This window comes from Pleionea sp. CnH1-48, from assembly GCF_024124665.1.
Lineage (GTDB): Bacteria > Pseudomonadota > Gammaproteobacteria > Enterobacterales > Kangiellaceae > JAMXSB01.
In genome coordinates, this window is the sequence record NZ_JAMXSB010000015.1 from 119,677 (window position 1) to 136,014 (window position 16,338).

The 16,338-nt window shown below is 43.6% G+C and carries 13 protein-coding genes; 6 read left to right on the plus strand and 7 right to left on the minus strand.

Annotated elements, in window-relative coordinates:
* Positions 1–161 precede the first annotated feature (161 nt).
* A complete protein-coding gene (locus tag NH399_RS21080) occupies positions 162–1,379 on the plus strand; it encodes an FHA domain-containing protein (protein WP_253043181.1) in 1,218 nt (405 codons plus the stop codon).
* Positions 1,380–1,431: 52 nt separating this feature from the next.
* Here NH399_RS21080 and NH399_RS21085 read toward each other — a convergent pair whose 3' ends face one another.
* The 3 genes from NH399_RS21085 to NH399_RS21095 form a co-directional block, all read right to left on the minus strand.
* A complete protein-coding gene (locus NH399_RS21085; RefSeq protein WP_253043182.1) occupies positions 1,432–3,186 on the minus strand; it encodes a protein kinase in 1,755 nt (584 codons plus the stop codon).
* 201 nt (positions 3,187–3,387) lie between these two features.
* Complete coding sequence (locus tag NH399_RS21090; protein WP_253043183.1) at positions 3,388–4,323, minus strand: arginine deiminase-related protein; 936 nt, start codon at positions 4,321–4,323, stop codon at positions 3,388–3,390.
* 273 nt (positions 4,324–4,596) lie between these two features.
* Positions 4,597–4,884, minus strand: coding sequence for a hypothetical protein (locus NH399_RS21095; protein ID WP_253043184.1), 288 nt, complete (start codon positions 4,882–4,884; stop codon positions 4,597–4,599).
* Between the two features lie 246 nt (positions 4,885–5,130).
* Between NH399_RS21095 and NH399_RS21100 the strand changes: the two genes are divergently transcribed.
* Entirely contained in the window at positions 5,131–6,042 is a 912-nt protein-coding gene (locus NH399_RS21100; protein WP_253043185.1) for a transcriptional regulator GcvA, read from the plus strand.
* A 132-nt stretch (positions 6,043–6,174) separates the two neighbouring features.
* On the opposite strand, the gene egtD is transcribed toward NH399_RS21100, so the two are convergent.
* Together egtD and egtB are read right to left on the minus strand one after the other, a co-directional pair.
* The gene (gene egtD / locus NH399_RS21105; protein WP_253043186.1) at positions 6,175–7,146 is read right to left on the minus strand and encodes an L-histidine N(alpha)-methyltransferase; all 972 of its coding nucleotides are present in this window, start codon (positions 7,144–7,146) and stop codon (positions 6,175–6,177) included.
* The gene (egtB, locus tag NH399_RS21110; protein WP_253043187.1) at positions 7,147–8,382 is read right to left on the minus strand and encodes an ergothioneine biosynthesis protein EgtB; all 1,236 of its coding nucleotides are present in this window, start codon (positions 8,380–8,382) and stop codon (positions 7,147–7,149) included.
* A gap of 710 nt (positions 8,383–9,092) precedes the next feature.
* Between egtB and NH399_RS21115 the strand changes: the two genes are divergently transcribed.
* From NH399_RS21115 to NH399_RS21125, 3 genes are read left to right on the plus strand one after another with little or no spacing between them, the layout of a single operon-like run.
* Positions 9,093–9,596 (plus strand): TIGR03546 family protein, encoded by a 504-nt coding sequence (locus NH399_RS21115; protein WP_253043188.1) that lies wholly within the window; start codon positions 9,093–9,095, stop codon positions 9,594–9,596.
* A gap of 9 nt (positions 9,597–9,605) precedes the next feature.
* Positions 9,606–11,297 carry a TIGR03545 family protein gene (locus tag NH399_RS21120; protein WP_253043189.1) on the plus strand — a complete coding sequence of 564 codons (1,692 nt, stop codon included), beginning with the start codon at positions 9,606–9,608 and terminating at the stop codon, positions 11,295–11,297.
* 23 nt (positions 11,298–11,320) lie between these two features.
* On the plus strand, positions 11,321–12,052 hold the full coding sequence (locus tag NH399_RS21125) for a hypothetical protein (protein ID WP_253043190.1): 732 nt from the start codon (positions 11,321–11,323) through the stop codon (positions 12,050–12,052).
* Here NH399_RS21125 and NH399_RS21130 read toward each other — a convergent pair.
* Both NH399_RS21130 and NH399_RS21135 read right to left on the minus strand, forming a co-directional pair.
* Positions 12,049–13,758, minus strand: coding sequence for a GGDEF domain-containing protein (locus tag NH399_RS21130; RefSeq protein ID WP_253043191.1), 1,710 nt, complete (start codon positions 13,756–13,758; stop codon positions 12,049–12,051). The genes NH399_RS21125 and NH399_RS21130 overlap by 4 nt on opposite strands.
* Positions 13,759–13,997: 239 nt before the next feature.
* Entirely contained in the window at positions 13,998–14,834 is an 837-nt protein-coding gene (locus NH399_RS21135) for a BPSS1780 family membrane protein (protein WP_253043192.1), read from the minus strand.
* Positions 14,835–14,989: 155 nt separating this feature from the next.
* On the opposite strand from NH399_RS21135, the gene NH399_RS21140 reads away from it, so the two are divergent.
* A complete protein-coding gene (locus NH399_RS21140; RefSeq protein ID WP_253043193.1) occupies positions 14,990–16,309 on the plus strand; it encodes a diguanylate cyclase in 1,320 nt (439 codons plus the stop codon).
* The last annotated feature ends 29 nt before the right edge of the window (positions 16,310–16,338 follow it).

Sequence of the window (16,338 nt, forward strand, 5' to 3'; positions counted from 1 at the left end):
AACTTTTGTTTCAAACCGTGTCTTAATGACCATCTGGCTCTATGTCTTAGAGCTATTTTGGGCTATGTTTTAGGTACGTTGGCGGTGATTTTGCGCTCTTATATTTTATGTGTTGTCGCATTCAGTGTGTTAATAAGTGATCGTCAAAAGGGAGGCGATGAATGTTAAAATTGCAGTTTGTGGATCAGTCGAAGCCTGATTTGTGGTTGGTCGATCCGCTATTAAAAGTAGGTAGTGATGCCTCCTGCAATATAGTGATTAATGAAGACGGCGTTGAGCCTTTTCATTTTGAGCTTCATGTTAATGATCAGGTAGTCACGCTTAAGCATAAGGCGCAAAATCGCAGTACTTATGTTAACGACTCCCTCGTACCTCTTGATCAAGAATTAAAACCTTGGGATGTGATTCGTGTTGGCTCCGTGCAAATGCGTCTGATAGACCCATTGTTGAATCGTAGTCCTATCAAGTCCGCTGTCCGTCAAGAAACCGTAGTGCGTCCCGCCATTAGCGATTGGTTGCTGCAAGCTCAAACGTCACCATACAACGGTCAGTTGTTTCCAGTTAATGAAAGTCTGGTGATTGGGCGAGATCATGAATGCGATATTTCCGTTCCGTTGCAGCATGTATCTCGACGTCATGCTCGCGTGTACATAAACAATGGACAGCTATATCTTGAAGATATGGGCTCGTCTAATGGAACTTATGTGGATGGTAAGAAAGTCGACTCTATGCCTCTGAATGATGGAGATGAATTTACGGTCGATAAGTTTTCTTTTAAGGTGTTATTTGCTGGTGATATCAATCCGGCCAGCCATCATCCTTCTTTTAGCTCCAGCACTGAAAAAAAGGCAGCAGCTAAGCGCCCTCAGACTCAAATTAGAGGGGCGAAAGACGCACCTAAAATGAAACCAGAACTCGCAGCAACCCGCCGTTATAACACACCACCTGTGATGGATATTCCTACGGATCCTACGCCTGCGTTTTTGCACGGCAAATCACAGTCGCTACGGGGTAAGGTTTATCAGCTCAATCCAGAAGGTAATGCTGTTGGACGTATGCTAGGCCATCACCTTTCGCGGGATGAAACCAGTGTGTCGGCACGTCATATCGATATTTTTAAAGAAGGCACCCGTTGGCATATCAAAAACAATGGAGCCGCTAATGGCCTGTTGATTAACGGCAGAATGGCAACCTCGGCTACCTTGACTGATGGTGACGAGATTATCGTGGGTGGCATGGAGCTGGTTTTTCAGGGAATTGGAAACAAACCGCGAGTACTTTTTGAAGAAGAAGAGGGCAATACGGCCATGATTCTAAAAGTATCAGGTATCTTTCTGGCTGTTGTCGGTGTACTTGTCGCCATTATGTGGCTGCGCTGATCCTTCTTAAACGAGTTATCACCTTCATACTGTACAAGGCATTAGCTTAATCTTAAGTTGATGCCTCGTTGAGTTCTGTGGCCAACAATTGCAACCATTCACTGAGCGTTTGTAGTAGCAGTTGTTTGAGCTCTGGAAAAAACCAGTGGATCTGCAAATAGGTAACAACAACGGCCACCAGCAAAATAAAAAATCCTTGTTTTAACCAATACCCTAATGAACGTTTGGCCGTGGGCACTCGCTTTGTGAGCGATTTTGCCTTAGGTTTCAGCTGACTTTTTGGTGAAGCTGACAGTTTATCAAGTTCACTAATGACTTCTGCCATTTGTTGATATCGATAGGCGGGGTCGAGTGCCAACATTTTTAATAGTAGTTGTTGTAAGACCTGAGGTAGCTCACTGTAAGATTCTTTCCAGGATACGTGAGTGTTCTTCCAGGTGAGATGCTCCCCGCACAGCATGTGATAAAAAATGGCTCCTAGCGAAAAGACATCCAGTGCAGGTGACGGGGCTTCTGTTTTTTGCGGTCGATACCAGTTTTCTGCTTCTATGGTGTCTTGATAGTGCTCTGATTGGCCAAAGTCTGTGACTTTGACTTCGCCAGTTTGATCGAAAAGCAGATTACTGGGGCGTAAATTGCCATGTATTATTCGATTTTGATGCGCAAACTGAAGCGCCAGGCAGATTTTTCTGGCAATAGGAAAGAAGTTTTCTGGCGCGAAAGGCGTAAGCAGGCGATCTGATAAAGAGCCTCCATCCATGTGCTCCATAACAATGATAAAAGATCTTTGGTTGCTGGCTGTACCGTGAATATGAATGATATTGGGATGCTTTAGGTTACTGAGTAGTTTTGCTTCTTTGAGTCCGGAGTTATCCTGATTACGTTTTTTGATAACGATCAAGTGATGGTTTTTTTGTTTCTCGTATAAATAGACACTGCTGTAGGAAGTTTCTTTTATCACATCCAGTAGCAGAAAGTTTTTGCTCAGAGAAGATAAATCTCGTTCTGCTTCGGCTTTTTGACTGATGGCCAGATGAGCACCTTTTAGCAACTGCAAAAAAATCTGCTCGATGACGCTGGCCGACGAAGGTCGGAGATCACTCTGTGTCTGGACGCAGCTGGAAACAATTTTGCCGATGGTTTTATTCAGTTTAGGATGCTGGTGCAAAGTGGCTACATCAAACTCTTGAGAAAAATCTTCACTAAACACCTCATACATTAAGATCCCCAGCGAATAAATATCACTCAAAATAGAGGCTGCGGCAGAATTCGTTTTAACTTCTGGTGCCATGTAGCCGGCGGTGCCAAGAACTTGTTTGGATTCGTCGATACCGAGATTGTCTTGACAAAAACTCGCTATCCCAAAGTCCAGAATACGCGCATTGTTTTCTTCATCGATGATGATATTCGCGGGCTTGATATCACGGTGAACAATGCCATTGCGATGGGCATAGGCAAGCCCTTTGCAAATTTGGATAATATATTGGATTTTCTCGCTGGTAGACAGCGGCTTGTCCTGAACCAGATCATGAAGTGTGGTGCCTTTTACATACTCCATAATAAAGTAAGGTTTGCCGTCGGCAGTGATGCCTTTGTCTATGATATGGATGATTTTGGGATGATTGAGTTGAGCAACAATTAATGGTTCATTGGCAAACAATTCTCGCGCTAAGGGATGATGTAGCAGATTTTCAGACAGGAACTTAACCGCTACTTCACGTTTTAGCGACAGTTGCTCAGCCCGATACACAGACGCCATACCGCCCTGGTCAATAAGATCGCCTATTTGGTAGCCTGGTATTTCCATTTCAGACCTTATGCGCGAAGGAAGGCTGGTGTTCTGGCTACGAACATCAAAAGCTTAAGGCATATATGCATCGAGCGGCTCATCCAGATCTTGATAGTCGATGTTAAAAGTAGAACCTACCGACTTGATTCTTCTAATTATTAATATGTTTATCAGTGTAGCAGCTGGATGAGCAAGTGCTTAATTTTACCTTGGTTCAGGTTACCTGGAGCTCGCTTTGGGTAAGAAGTTTTCTGCCATCATGCAGCGTAAGCTACCTCCACCAATAAATTCAATGGTAGGAATAGGGCAGGCCACGACTGTTCCATAAGATTGCAATTGCTGTTGTTGAGAAGGGGTAAAGTGATTCCAGGCCGTTTGCGACATGGCGATAACAGCTTCGCCCTGATGATTTTTAACTTCCAGAATATTGCCGCAAAAGCCCTCTTCCATTTGCTTGAAGCTAATGTCGATCAGTATTTTGCCACTTTCAGCAATAGCTCTAGTGACTGTTTCTCGTTGATCAGCAGCTATACTTTCCAGGCAGATCACAACAAACTGGCTACCAACGCTCATCATGACATTGGTATGGTAGATAGGAATTTGATGAGAGCTTGTGGATTGAAAAGAAACACTGCGCCAATCATATTGCTGGCAATATTCAGCTAAAACGTTGCCATCACAACGCTCAGACAAAGCTGCATAAACAATACGATTGGGATGATCGAATACCAAAACCCCCGTTCCTTCAAGAGCAAGAGGTGTGTGAGGAGTGGCAAAATCAATATGTTCCGGTTGTTGGTAGCCTGCTTGAGTGACTAACTCACTTAATAAATTGGGTGCTATCTCTCGTTGACGATTCAGGGTTTTCATTGGATAGGTGATGAGCTTGCCATCCACTGTGGTCGTGAACCAGTTATTGGGAAAAACCGCATCCGGTAGAGCATGTTCGCTTTGTTGTTTTAACTCGAGTATTTCTACCCCTGCCTTTTGAAGTTTGGCTACTGCCGCTTCAAATTCTGTTAGAGCGGTTTGTTTAATCAGTTCTGCCGAGGTTTCTGGACGGTGTTGAAATTCGTTGTCGGTACCTGTTTCGTCGTTATAACCGAAATCGTCAGGTCGGCACATAATAATGCTGTGGGTGGTTTGTTGGCTCATAGATTTATTCGATAGTTGCAATCAAAGTTAATTGCGCCGATTTAACCATTGCACACAGGTTGTGTCAAAAGAGAGGTTAGAGGATTTTTTCAAGGCAAAAAAAAAGGCTTGCGGGGGCAAGCCTTATTAGCAACAGCAGAGACAGATAGGACCTATAAGGGGTAGGAGGTGCTCTGGCCTCGCTAACAAATCACTGTTGGGACAGATAAGTTTGAGCTACTCACTCAGCGAAGGGGAATCTCTCGATCCCCTTCAAAAAACCAGGGTTGGCAGTTAATCTGCCAGTTGGCGCTCCGCGCCGTTTGCCAGGCTAGCCTGACTTGATAACGTTTTGTCAGCTTTGACAAAGGTTACCGATTTGAGCATCTGAGCTTGAAACTCTTCACGAGCTTGCTTTAAAAACTCAGATACACCTTGTAACGCTTGAGCTTTTTGGATTGAAAAGCCCATTTCGATGTTAGATTCAAACGCTAACTTGTTATCTAACTCGGTTGCTTGCGTATTTAATGTCACGCCAGACATTATCGCCAATGCGAATAAAACACTTGCAGACTGTTTCATATTGACGTCCTCATTCCGTCGAATTGATAGAGATTGCGCTAGTTACTTAAACGAAAACCTTTACTTTTTCGTTGACCCGCCAATTTAGCTAAGGTCAAAAGTGTGAAACCTAAACAGCGGACACGCGTCAAACAGAATGTTTATCCCTGTGTCTCTCGGCTTCGGGGCGTATATTAGTGATCGTGGTGCATTTATTCAAACGATCATTTATAATGTTTCAGATTAGAAAAACTAATGTAAAAGACAATGCCAAGACGACTACCACCACTGAATAGCTTAAGGGCTTTTGAAGCTTCTGCGCGCCACTTATCATTTACTCGAGCTGCGGAAGAATTATTTGTGACGCAGGCCGCAGTTAGCCATCAAATTAAATCCCTCGAAGAGTTTTTGGGGGTCCCATTATTCATAAGGAAAAACCGTAAGTTACTACTTACTGACGAAGGTCAGGAATACTGGCCAAAAATCCGCGATATTTTCGAGAAGTTAGCCTTGGCGACAGAGCAGTTAAAAGCCTTGGGTGCTTCGGGACCTTTAACAGTGAGTGTGGTCCCAACTTTTGCTATTGTGTGGTTGGTTCCACGCTTATCTCGCTTTAGTCAGCTTTATCCGGATATTGATGTTCGACTGAAAGCTGTCGATCGTACTGTCGATTTTTTACAGGAAGATGTTGACATTGCCATTTATTACGAAAAAGGCGACTACGGTCCTGGCCTTTATAGCGAAACGTTACTTCATGAGTTTTTAACGCCTGTGTGTTCCCCATCCTTGCTGGACGGAGATTTGCCTCTCAACGAGCCTCAAGACCTTAAACAGCATACATTGTTGCACGATGCTTCTACTGATGAGTGGCGTGCCTGGTTAAAGCTGGCAGGGGTTAAAGGAGCTGATTTGCGCCACGGCCCTGTGTTTTCTCATTCAAGCATGGTGATTCAGGCGGCAATACACGGCCAAGGGGTAGCTTTAGGCCATAATGTGTTGTCGAAGCCAGATATTCAGGCTAACCGTTTGATCAGACCCTTTGATATCGTATTACCAAGTGATTACAAATACGATCTGGTGTGCCCAGAAGAGTCGGCAGAGCGGCCCAAGGTAAAAGCGTTTAGAGACTGGATTACCGAGCTGGTCGCTTCAGAAGAGGCATTGGAGTCCCTGTTCTAAGGAAGCATCATTTTTCGCTCGGGTCGTAAAATGGAAGCAGTGTTTAAATAGAGATTTTAATATCTGAGTAAGCGATTTAATGTGTTGCTCATTGGCCGCAGAGCCAAGAGCAACATCGAGCTTTTCTCTTTATTATTCAAATACTTTGAGGTAATGGATGCTGAAGAGGTTCTTCTCATCGATCCAAACCTTTTCGGGTGAGAAGCCAGCCTTGTGCGCAAGTGCATGAAACTCATCGGGAGAGTACTTATAAGAGTTCTCCGTGTGAATGGTTTCGCCGACATCAAAGTGATAGGTTTTGTCTTCTATCTGCACCTCTTGATTTTCTTTGCTCACCAAATGCATTTCGATGCGGCCTTTGTCCAGATTGTAGAGGGCTTTGTGCTCGAACTGTGAGGTGTCAAAATCCACATCCCGTTGTTCGTTTAAATGATGCAGCAAATTGAGGTTAAACTCCGCCGTGACACCTTGCTTATCATTGTAAGCTGATTCCAGTGTGTTGGAGTCTTTCTTTAGATCCACACCAATCAACAATCCACCTTGCTTACCAACCAGTTTGGCTATTTGAGTCAGCAATTTTTGTGCGTCTGCAGGCTCAAAATTACCGATGCTTGAGCCAGGAAAAAAAGCATTGTATCGGCCGGGACCAAAATCGGGCACTTGCCAAGGTTTGGAGTAATCAACGCAGGTGGCATGGATCTCCAACCAGGGGTAGTCTTTTGCTAATCTTTCGGCTGAACGAATGAGGTGCTCTTCCGAAATATCCATAGGGACATAGATTTTAGGCTTTAAGGCTTCCAGTAAGAGCCGAATTTTGATGCTGCTGCCACTACCGAGTTCCAGCAAGATACTGTCTTTTCCCATCAACTCGGCAAACTCACTGGCATGAGCTTTTAATAGACCGACTTCGGTTCGCGTTGGGTAATACTCTGGAAGCTGAGTGATCGAATCAAACAGCTGAGAGCCTTTTTCGTTATAAAAGTACTTAGGAGAAATAGATTTCTGCTTTTTTGACAGACCTTGATGAATTTCTTTCATCATATCGGCGGATGCAGGACTGTGTTGGTGAAAATAAATATTGTTTTTCTTTACTGCTTGATTCATTTATAGCTCCTTAGCTAAACGAATGCCGGTCATTTGCCACCGATCAGAAGGATAGAAGAAGTTACGATAGGAGGCTCGAATATGTTGATTGGGACTCAGGCAGCTGCCGCCCTTAAGTACCATTTGATTGCACATAAACTTGCCGTTGTATTCGCCCACAGCCCCGCTTGCGACTTTAAAGCCGGGGTAAGGCTGGTAGCTGGACTGAGTCCATTCCCAGACCTGACCATAGTGATTCTGTGGTGTTCCAGTCGTGTTTATTAAAGGATGAAAACAACGCTCAGTGTTGGATTGTTTAAATTCGCTGGCAAAGCGATGTTCCCATTCAAACTCTGTTGGCAAGCGACATTCTGCCCAACGGGCGTACGCATCGGCTTCATAAAGATTGATATGACTGACCGGGGCGTGCATATCGAGAGGTCGTAGGCCGTGCAGTGTGTATTCAAACCACTCGTCGTCCTGTTGTACCCAATATAAAGGATGTGTGATTTGCTGTTGCTGCAACCAGGCCCAGCCATCAGACAGCCATAACAAGGAGTTTTGATATCCGTTGTTGTTTATAAATTCCAGATACTCACCATTGGTTACCGGGCGATCGGCCAGAGCGTGATCTGTTAGATAGGTCTTATGTTGAGGAGTTTCGTTATCAAAACAGAAGGATTCTTCGTTATGACCTATGGTGGTTAAGGTTGCAGACTGATTCGACCAAGTGGGCGCCATCGCCATTGATTGGGGTAACGGAGTCGGTTCGTATTGTGGGTACAAAGGATTTTGGAAGAAACAGTATTTGAGATCCGTGAGGATAAGCTCCTGGTGTTGTTTCTCATGTTGAATACCGAGCTGAACCAACGAAGACAGCCGATCATTTGGCTGACTGAGTAGCTTAAGCATTTGTTCATCGATGTGCGCTCGATATCGATAAATTTCATCAACGGATGGGCGCGAAAGCAAACCTCGTTTAGGTCGTAAAAAAGGCTGACCTACACCGTTGTAGTAGGAGTTAAACAAGTGCTCAAACTGCGGGTGAAAACAGTGATAATTTTCGAGATAAGGTTTTAGTAGAAAAGTCTCATAAAACCAGCTTGTATGCGCAAGATGCCATTTTACTGGACTCGTTTCTGGCATTGCCTGAAGTCCAAAATCTTCAACCAATAAATTTTCACAGAGCGAGAGACTGTATTCACGCGAGGCCGTGAATTGCAGGGTGAGCACTTCCTTTTGAGCAGTGATCGTCATGGGACACTCTTATTTTTGTTGTCTAGTTTAGGATAAAGCTATTGTTATATTTATCAACTTAATAGAGCACATAAACGAGGATTTATTACAAGGTTATCTCAAACTATATAGGTATATGACGAAGAAATAAATTTATGCCACTTATTGGGTAGAAGGCTTGAGAGATATACATCGTTATAAATGTTGCTTTGATCTTGTGGGGTAGCTCTCATTTTTTGTACTTTAGTTTGTTGCTCTGCAATATTGAAAATGGAAATAATTCGCTCTTGTCTCAATGCCGTATTCTGCTTATTGTCCTTCGTCCTTCGTTCTTTGTTTTGAGTGGGTTTCGCCCTTTCGATAGCTGGTATTGCAAAAAGTAAATAGTCTGATACATAAAGCCTACAGACAGTCTGCCTATGTTGATGAAACTATAAGGCTATTTACTGTCTATGATTTTAGATAGCGAAGCAAATTGATGGGGTTAGTCAGTCGTTATGGTCGCTCTTTATAAAGAGGGGGGTTGGCTTGGCGTCTCTGGCCTTCGTCACTGAATAAACCTCAGTGGTTGAGGATGTCGATAGAAGATGGCTAATATCTTAAAAAGTGATATCATCTCGCGCCAATCCATTGAGGCTTCAGATATTACTAGACCCATTAGGTAGACAGGGTGCTATGATCCACTTAACTTCAAACAATCATTTTCTTACATGGTCTGTAGGAGCGATAACATGTTGACCCTATTGGCAAAACTATTGTCAGCTTTAAATTCTGAAGATAATCCTGCGCAGATATCCTGGGCTGTTGCTTTGGCCTTCTGGTTTTCTATATTACCCCTGTTTAGTGGTTTAAAGTGGATACTGCTTCTTGTGGTGCTTCTGTTCCGTGTGAACTTAAGTACTTTTTTAGTGATGACGGGGCTTTTCTCTGTATTGGCTTACGCTCTTGATCCTCTATTTAACCAATTTGGACTGGCCTTGCTACAAAGCCCTTCTTTGGGTGAAACGATTGCTTCGCTGATGGCGTTGCCTGTTTTGGACAGTTTGGCGCTTAACAACACTCTGGCTTTGAGCAGTTTATTGCTGGGAGCTGTGATGTTTGTTCCCTTATTTTTTGCGAGTCGTTGGTTGGTCGAAAAGTACCGTGAAAAGTTTATGGAATCCTTTGAAAAACTGCATTTAGTTAAAGTCATTAAATCCAGTCACTTTTTTCAAATCTATCAGGGATTACGCTAGGGAGCCGTTATGAAAGCGATTCGATTATCGGGAGTCATCTTACTCGTTGTAACTCTTGTGATTTTAGGGTTACTTGCGCAACTGAGTATCAATAGTTGGTTTAAAGGTGAAGTCGAAGAAAAAGGTGGTGAGGTTAACGGGGCTTCAGTTTCGTTAGCGTCAACCAGTCTGAGTTTGTTAAAGGGTGGCCTGGCGCTGGAAGATTTAGAGGTCGCAAATCCAGATGATTTAATGCGTAATCGCCTACAGGTGAATACGCTTGAATTTGATGTTGCCTGGTTGCCGTTGTTGCAAGGCAAACTGCATGTTGAACAGCTGAATATTCAAGATTTGATATTGGACGGTAAACGGGATTCGGCGGCCAAAAAAATAGAACGCTCGATCACCTCTCCTGGCTCGTGGCAGTGGCCAGAGGCCGTGGCCAATGAAGCAAAAGAAGTCGATGTTGACGCGATTCTCACGCAGCTTGATATCCAGTCACCGAAAAAATTTGAAGCGTTTTCTGAAGGGCTGGATAGCAAAAAAACCGAGTGGCAAACAGCTATTAAACAACTGCCTGATGAAGCCAAGATTGCCGAATATGAACAACGCTACAAAGATATTCGGCAACGGGAGAAAAAAGCTAAAGGGCTAGAAAAGCTATCGGTACTCAAAGATCTTAAAAAGTTAGTTAGAGAAGTTAAGGGCGAAAAAGAGGCCATTAGCTCACTGAACAAAAAGCTAAAAAACGATATTAAGCAAACCCGTGGTGAATGGTCTGCGCTGCAAAAGCAGGTTGGCAAAGATGCCGATTTAGCGCTTTCGATTGCCAGTATGTCTCCAGAGGGCATGCGTCATGTTGCCTCGAGCCTATTGGGTAAAGAAATGGCCCATTGGTTAGAGTTACTGGTATCGGTAATGTCGAAAGTGAATCCTCCCGCCACTGAACAAGAACAAACCAAACCGTCAGGTCCGCGAGAAGGTATAGACGTTTTGTTACCCGGCATGAGCAAAGAGCCGGATTTTTGGGTCCAGCAAGCGGCTTTGGGCGGTGATTTTCGTTGGCAGGCATTGGCAGGGCGACTCAATGGAGAAGCTAAGAATCTGACAAATGCCTTGTTACCTGGCCAAAAGACCGATGTTGCACTGTCGATTGATCTGCATGAAAGCGAAGGTAAGGCAAATCTACAAAGCAGCATTATGCATCCAGACAGCCATAAAAAGCCTTTGCAGTTGTCATTTAACATGACGGACTGGCCGATACAGCAGTGGCTAGTTGGAGGTGCCGAAGGCGTTGCTCTGACAGACATTGATGCTCAGGTTAACTTGTCGGCTCATAGTAACTACAACCAGTTTGCTGTCGAAATGGATATATCACTATCGAATTACAAGGTCGCCACACAATCTGAAAATAGTGCTAAGCTTATCAATAGCTTATCTAAATTATTACAGCAGGCAGACCAGATAGAGATGAAAGTGACTCTGACTGGGGATCTGACGCATCAAGACGTTAAGCTATCCAGCAATCTGGATGACTTGCTTTACAATCAGGTGAAAGGTGAACTTAAAGAGAAATCCAAGCAGGTGAAACAAAAGGTTCAGGCAAAAATTGAACAGCAAGTAGCGTCTGTATCAAAAAAGATTGAATCTCAACTCGCAGGGATGGTCCAAATTGAAGACAGTTTGTCTGAAGCGATACAGTCGCTCGACAAGCTGAAGTAAAAGCAGTAGTGAGGAGTAAGCGTATGATGATGCATAAACCGTTAGGGTTTATCTTGTTTTTAATTTTATTTAGCACGCAGCTGGCCGCAGAACAGCTGTGTGTTGAAGATGTGTGCATTGGTGATGATGTTGAAGCGCTTGGCTCTAAATGGAAGCCCATCAAGTTAACTTATTACGATGAGAAGTTTGTTGAAACAGAGTTAGCGGGTCGTACCGCTAAGGATGTTTATGCTGACTTCTATGAAGTCTTGGTAGCTGATGACTCTGTGCTTAAAACGATTCTGCCCTATGTAATACGCAAGCAGCAGTTCGACTCAACAGTACTCAGAGAGTTATCTAAAGTAAGAGCTATTTGCTCCTCTCTTACATTAACCGGTGAGGTAGAACGTGAGTCCAGTAGCCGTTTGTTTGTTACTTTTCGTGTAACAGCTGACAAAGGCAGTCGAGGCAAGTTGCGCGTTGTTCGGTTAGAAAAGCAATTTAATATTATGTCGCCTCACATCCGCCCTCGCGACGCAGCTATGTTGAATAATGTAAAAAAAGAGCTGAAGAATATTTTTCCTGACATGAAGGTGGTGCGAGATATCGATGGCCGTCATGACAGCATCGAAGTACAGACAGCCTCAGCGTTGCTAGGTTTTCGTTTTATTTCTGATGTCTCTAATCCGCTGATATTACGAGTGACGGATCCCGCAGAAATCCCTGCCATTGAAGATGATCCCGAAGCCAGTCCTTTATGTAAAACGGCTTCTTAAAAAGTAATTTGTAGCGGCGGGTTTTCGATGTCAAACCATTGAATGCTGCCGCGCTTTTTCATTTTTGCTTCTGTCACCGCATGTTCTGCATCATAAATTAGTATATCTGGATTCTTATGCCGTTCGGCATCAAACATCACAGCGCCCGTTGTTGTCTGCAGCCCTAGTACATGATTACTGTCTAACGTTAGAGTCGCTGAGTTAATCTCTTCATGCAAACGTTTGAGGAAGTTGTCTGCATCCTGATTAGAAGGGAGTGTGGCCGCAATACAGAACTCGTCATCACTCAAGCGGCAAATGAGATCAAACTGACGCAGTACGCGAGTTAAAATGGCAGATACCACCACAACTGAGCGATCTCCAATATTGTGCCCATAGTTTTGATTGATCATTTTAAACTGATCCAAATCTAATACGGCAACCAGCAGATAGAAGTCTCCTCGTTGGCAGCGTTGCATTTCTTCAGACAGACGACGAATAAAAGATGGTTTTAGTAAAGTGCCAGTCAAGTGATCATAGGTAGAGCCTTTAAAGAACTGCCAATAACGATGCGTAGTAGATAAACCGGCTACCAGAGCAAACATCAGTGCGGCCAAGATAAAGAGAGCACCATGTTGCCAGCTAAACCAACCGGTACTTTGTAAGAGCTCTCGTGCGAGTTCTGCTGTCGTTGCCAGTAAGTAAACGATGAGCATGTAAGAGAGCCATTCCTGAGTTGAGGAAAGTCGTGCTCGCTGCATTACAAATACCAGACTGAGCACTCCCGCAGGAAAAACAATTGCCAATACCTGTGATATCACAAAAAATGTGTTGAGATGCTCTACTTGAGGCCAGATTAATGCTGATACTCCAATGATTGAATAGATGGTTAAGGTAAATCGCTTCGTTGTGGTGATAGTGATATCAAAAATGATCAATAAAAAGTGCAATAAGGATATTTGAGCAAATGCATACAGTACGATGCGAATACGAAAGATGCCATTGAGATCAAAACCGCTCATCAAAAAAAGCTGGCTTTGCAATACGATGGCCAAGGAGGTACAGATGCAGAATAAAGCCAGGCTCAAGGTTTCGCGGCTGGAAGGAATTCGGATAAAGTAGTAAGCCTTGAAGGTGGCAATCACCATTAACATGGCGGCAATCACCATGTACATCACCTCAGATAGCAACAACTTAATGCCGAGCTCTTTGGCATTGTGGAGTTCTGCCGAAATGGTATTCAGGCTATGTAAAACATCTTTATCATAGATGCGCAATTCAAGCTCGTTGGGCTTGTTAACATAAAGCCACTCGCTTGGGAGCAGATAATAACGCTTATAATAAGAGGCGTTTTCGAAAGAGGGGGGAAAATGACCGCTTCTTGCAACAAAGTGTCCATTTAGATAGAGCTCATCAGCACTGTGAAGCTCATTGATATAAAGACCAAAAATACGGGTAAGCAGGGATTCATCCAGAATAAAACGAACTCGTAAAACAGCAATGTTTGATTCGCTGTCTTTTAATGTATGAGTGTCATTGATCAGTTCACATTCAGAGCGAAATGGGTTCGGATTAGGTTGTTGGTGATTACACAACTGCCATCGGTGGGAAAGGTCAACAGGAAAACTATCAATATACAGTGTATTGTCAGCCAGTACAGTTTGTTCTTTGGCATTCGCTAGAATAGATAAGGATAACAGGAGTAGTAAAAGCGTTATGGGTTTCATTATTCTATCTGCTGACAGTTTGTTTTAGCTGGTTCTTATTTAACTCTACACTTAATCCGTAGATGGCTCAATCACAGGGTATTATGAGTTGCGGTTAAAATAGCATCACTCTATGTTGCTTATGGTTTATTTGGCATCAAGCAAGTTCTACTCTTTGTACCGCGATCGATATTATTTTAGCTGCAACCTGTAGGCTCAGCCAAAGAGCAACCACTGATCCAAATGTCTATTCATCAGGCTCAGACGGTTTCAGAGGTGACAAAGATATCTCTGTAAGACTCATAGATAGAAATATAAAAAATCGGTATGAGTATCAACATGAGTAATAGAGTATAGATTATGCTTAGCGCTACAAAGCCGGCTGTGGGCATCAACCAATAACCCACCACAGGTAATAAACCCAAAGCCAGTAGTGCTATTAGCGCGACCAGACTGTATACAAGATAGGGAACAATGTTTTTTAAGCAGGCTTTAAAGCTCAAGGTCATGGCCTCAATCGCTTTGATTTGATGAAACATAATGAGCGCCGGGGCAAACCACAAAGCCATAACCAGTGGCAAAGTCAAACCAATAATAAGCAACATAAAAAGTGCAGCATAGAGGATGAGCTGTGTGATGTCCGATTGAATTTGTTCCAGACTTAAGCCGGTAGCAAAGGCTAGCGCCAGTACCAAAATGGTACTGAGCAACATAATGATCATCATGCCTCCAGCATAAACGGCTCCCACAATGAATAAGTCTTTTGGTTGTTCTGAGATGCCAGCAAATAAGTGGTCAACTTTAAGATTATCTAGAGTTTGCTCATGACTGGCTTTGAGTAGACCTGCGCTGATAAAAGGTAACGCTATTTGTTGAAGAAAAGGAATGATAAACGAAAAGACCATCAGTAAGACGGTGATAACAATATTTAACAAAGAGATAGCTGTCCAGGTGGTTACTCCTGACAACCAGCCCTGGACACCTTTAACCAGCCAGGAGACGGCTTCCTGATTGGTTGCCTTGCGCAGCACCATAGTAGGGGGGGATGAAGCATCAGGCTTGTTTACGGGTATCTGTGGGTCCAAAGTCGTTGCCATTTACAGTATCCTTTATGAAGAAAAGCATTTAAATTCAAGCTATTACCATTGTACACGGGACAAATAAGCAGTCAAACCTGCCTACGTGAAGCGTTTTGAGAATAGTCTTGACGAATACACTATAATTAACGTAAAGAGATCATAAAGAAGTTCAAATGAAGGGACTAATTGTCGAACCCTCAAGACTTCACCAAGCCATCTTGACGAGTATTTTTGATAACAGCGAGATGGCTGCGAAAGTCGTTGAAAGTGCTGCCGAAGCGAAAGCCGCTATTGATAGCGGAGAGTATTGTTTTATATGCACTGCTTTCAAATTGCCTGATGGTTCCGGGGCCGAACTTGCGTCTTACGTACGTGAGCAAAATCTCAGTGATATAAAGGTGGTGATGCTGACATCTGAAGAGAGCCGCGAAAAACTCATCGATGCGGTTTCTGCCGGGGTTTCTGAAGTTTTATTTCGTTCGTCTCCTATTGAAATTGAAAATTACATCAGAGAGTTCATCCGTGACTACCGTGAACGTCATGGCCATAGATGGAATGTGCTTTATATCGAGGATAACTTAGCCATTGCCATTGTTGTTCGAGCCATTATCGAGCGTATGGGAGCTGAAGTCGTACATTGCGCCAGTGGAGAGGAGGCCTGCAAGCTGGTTGAGCAACAAGATTATGATGCTGTGGTGGCTGATGTGATTTTAGAGGGACAGATGTCCGGGGTTGATGTGGTGAGGCATATTCGTCAGTTAAAGGGAAAAATCGCTCGGGTACCTATTTTGATGTTGTCAGGACAGGAGAATATTTCTCGTCGCATTGAGTTATTGCAAATTGGAGCCAATGATTATGTGGCTAAACCAGTGGTTGATGAAGAACTGGTGGCTCGTTTAACGAATCTTATTACTCAGAAGCGTCTGTTTGACAAGGTCGAAATGCAGCAAGAAAAGCTACAAAACTTGGCAATGACCGACCAGCTAACCACCTTATACAATCGACACTTTCTAGCTGAAGTTGCGCCTAAACGCATTCGGGAAGCGCAACGTCATCAGCAGGATCTGAGTTTGATAGTGGCCGATATAGATCATTTTAAATCGATCAATGATAACCACGGCCATGAAACTGGAGACGCCGTACTCAAAGCGGTCGCCTTAGTGCTTAAAGATAATTGCCGACGAGAGGACATGGCTATTCGTCTGGGCGGCGAAGAATTTATCTTACTGTTGCCACACTGCAACGAAAAAGGTGCTCAAGAAAAAGCCGAAATGCTACGCAAAGAGGTTGAAAAACTGAATCCATCGGGCTTGGCAATTACGATAAGTTTTGGAGTGACCACTTCGTCAAACGGTGCGAACATTGGTTTTTCAGATCTCTTTGCCTGTGCTGATAAAGCGGTTTATGAAGCTAAGGAAGCAGGACGTAATCGAGTCGTGTACAAAGACCTTTCATCCATGGAAGATGACTTGAGTAGCTCTGAGGACACTTAGTGTTGGTATGTAATTAGAGCCGGAACCTT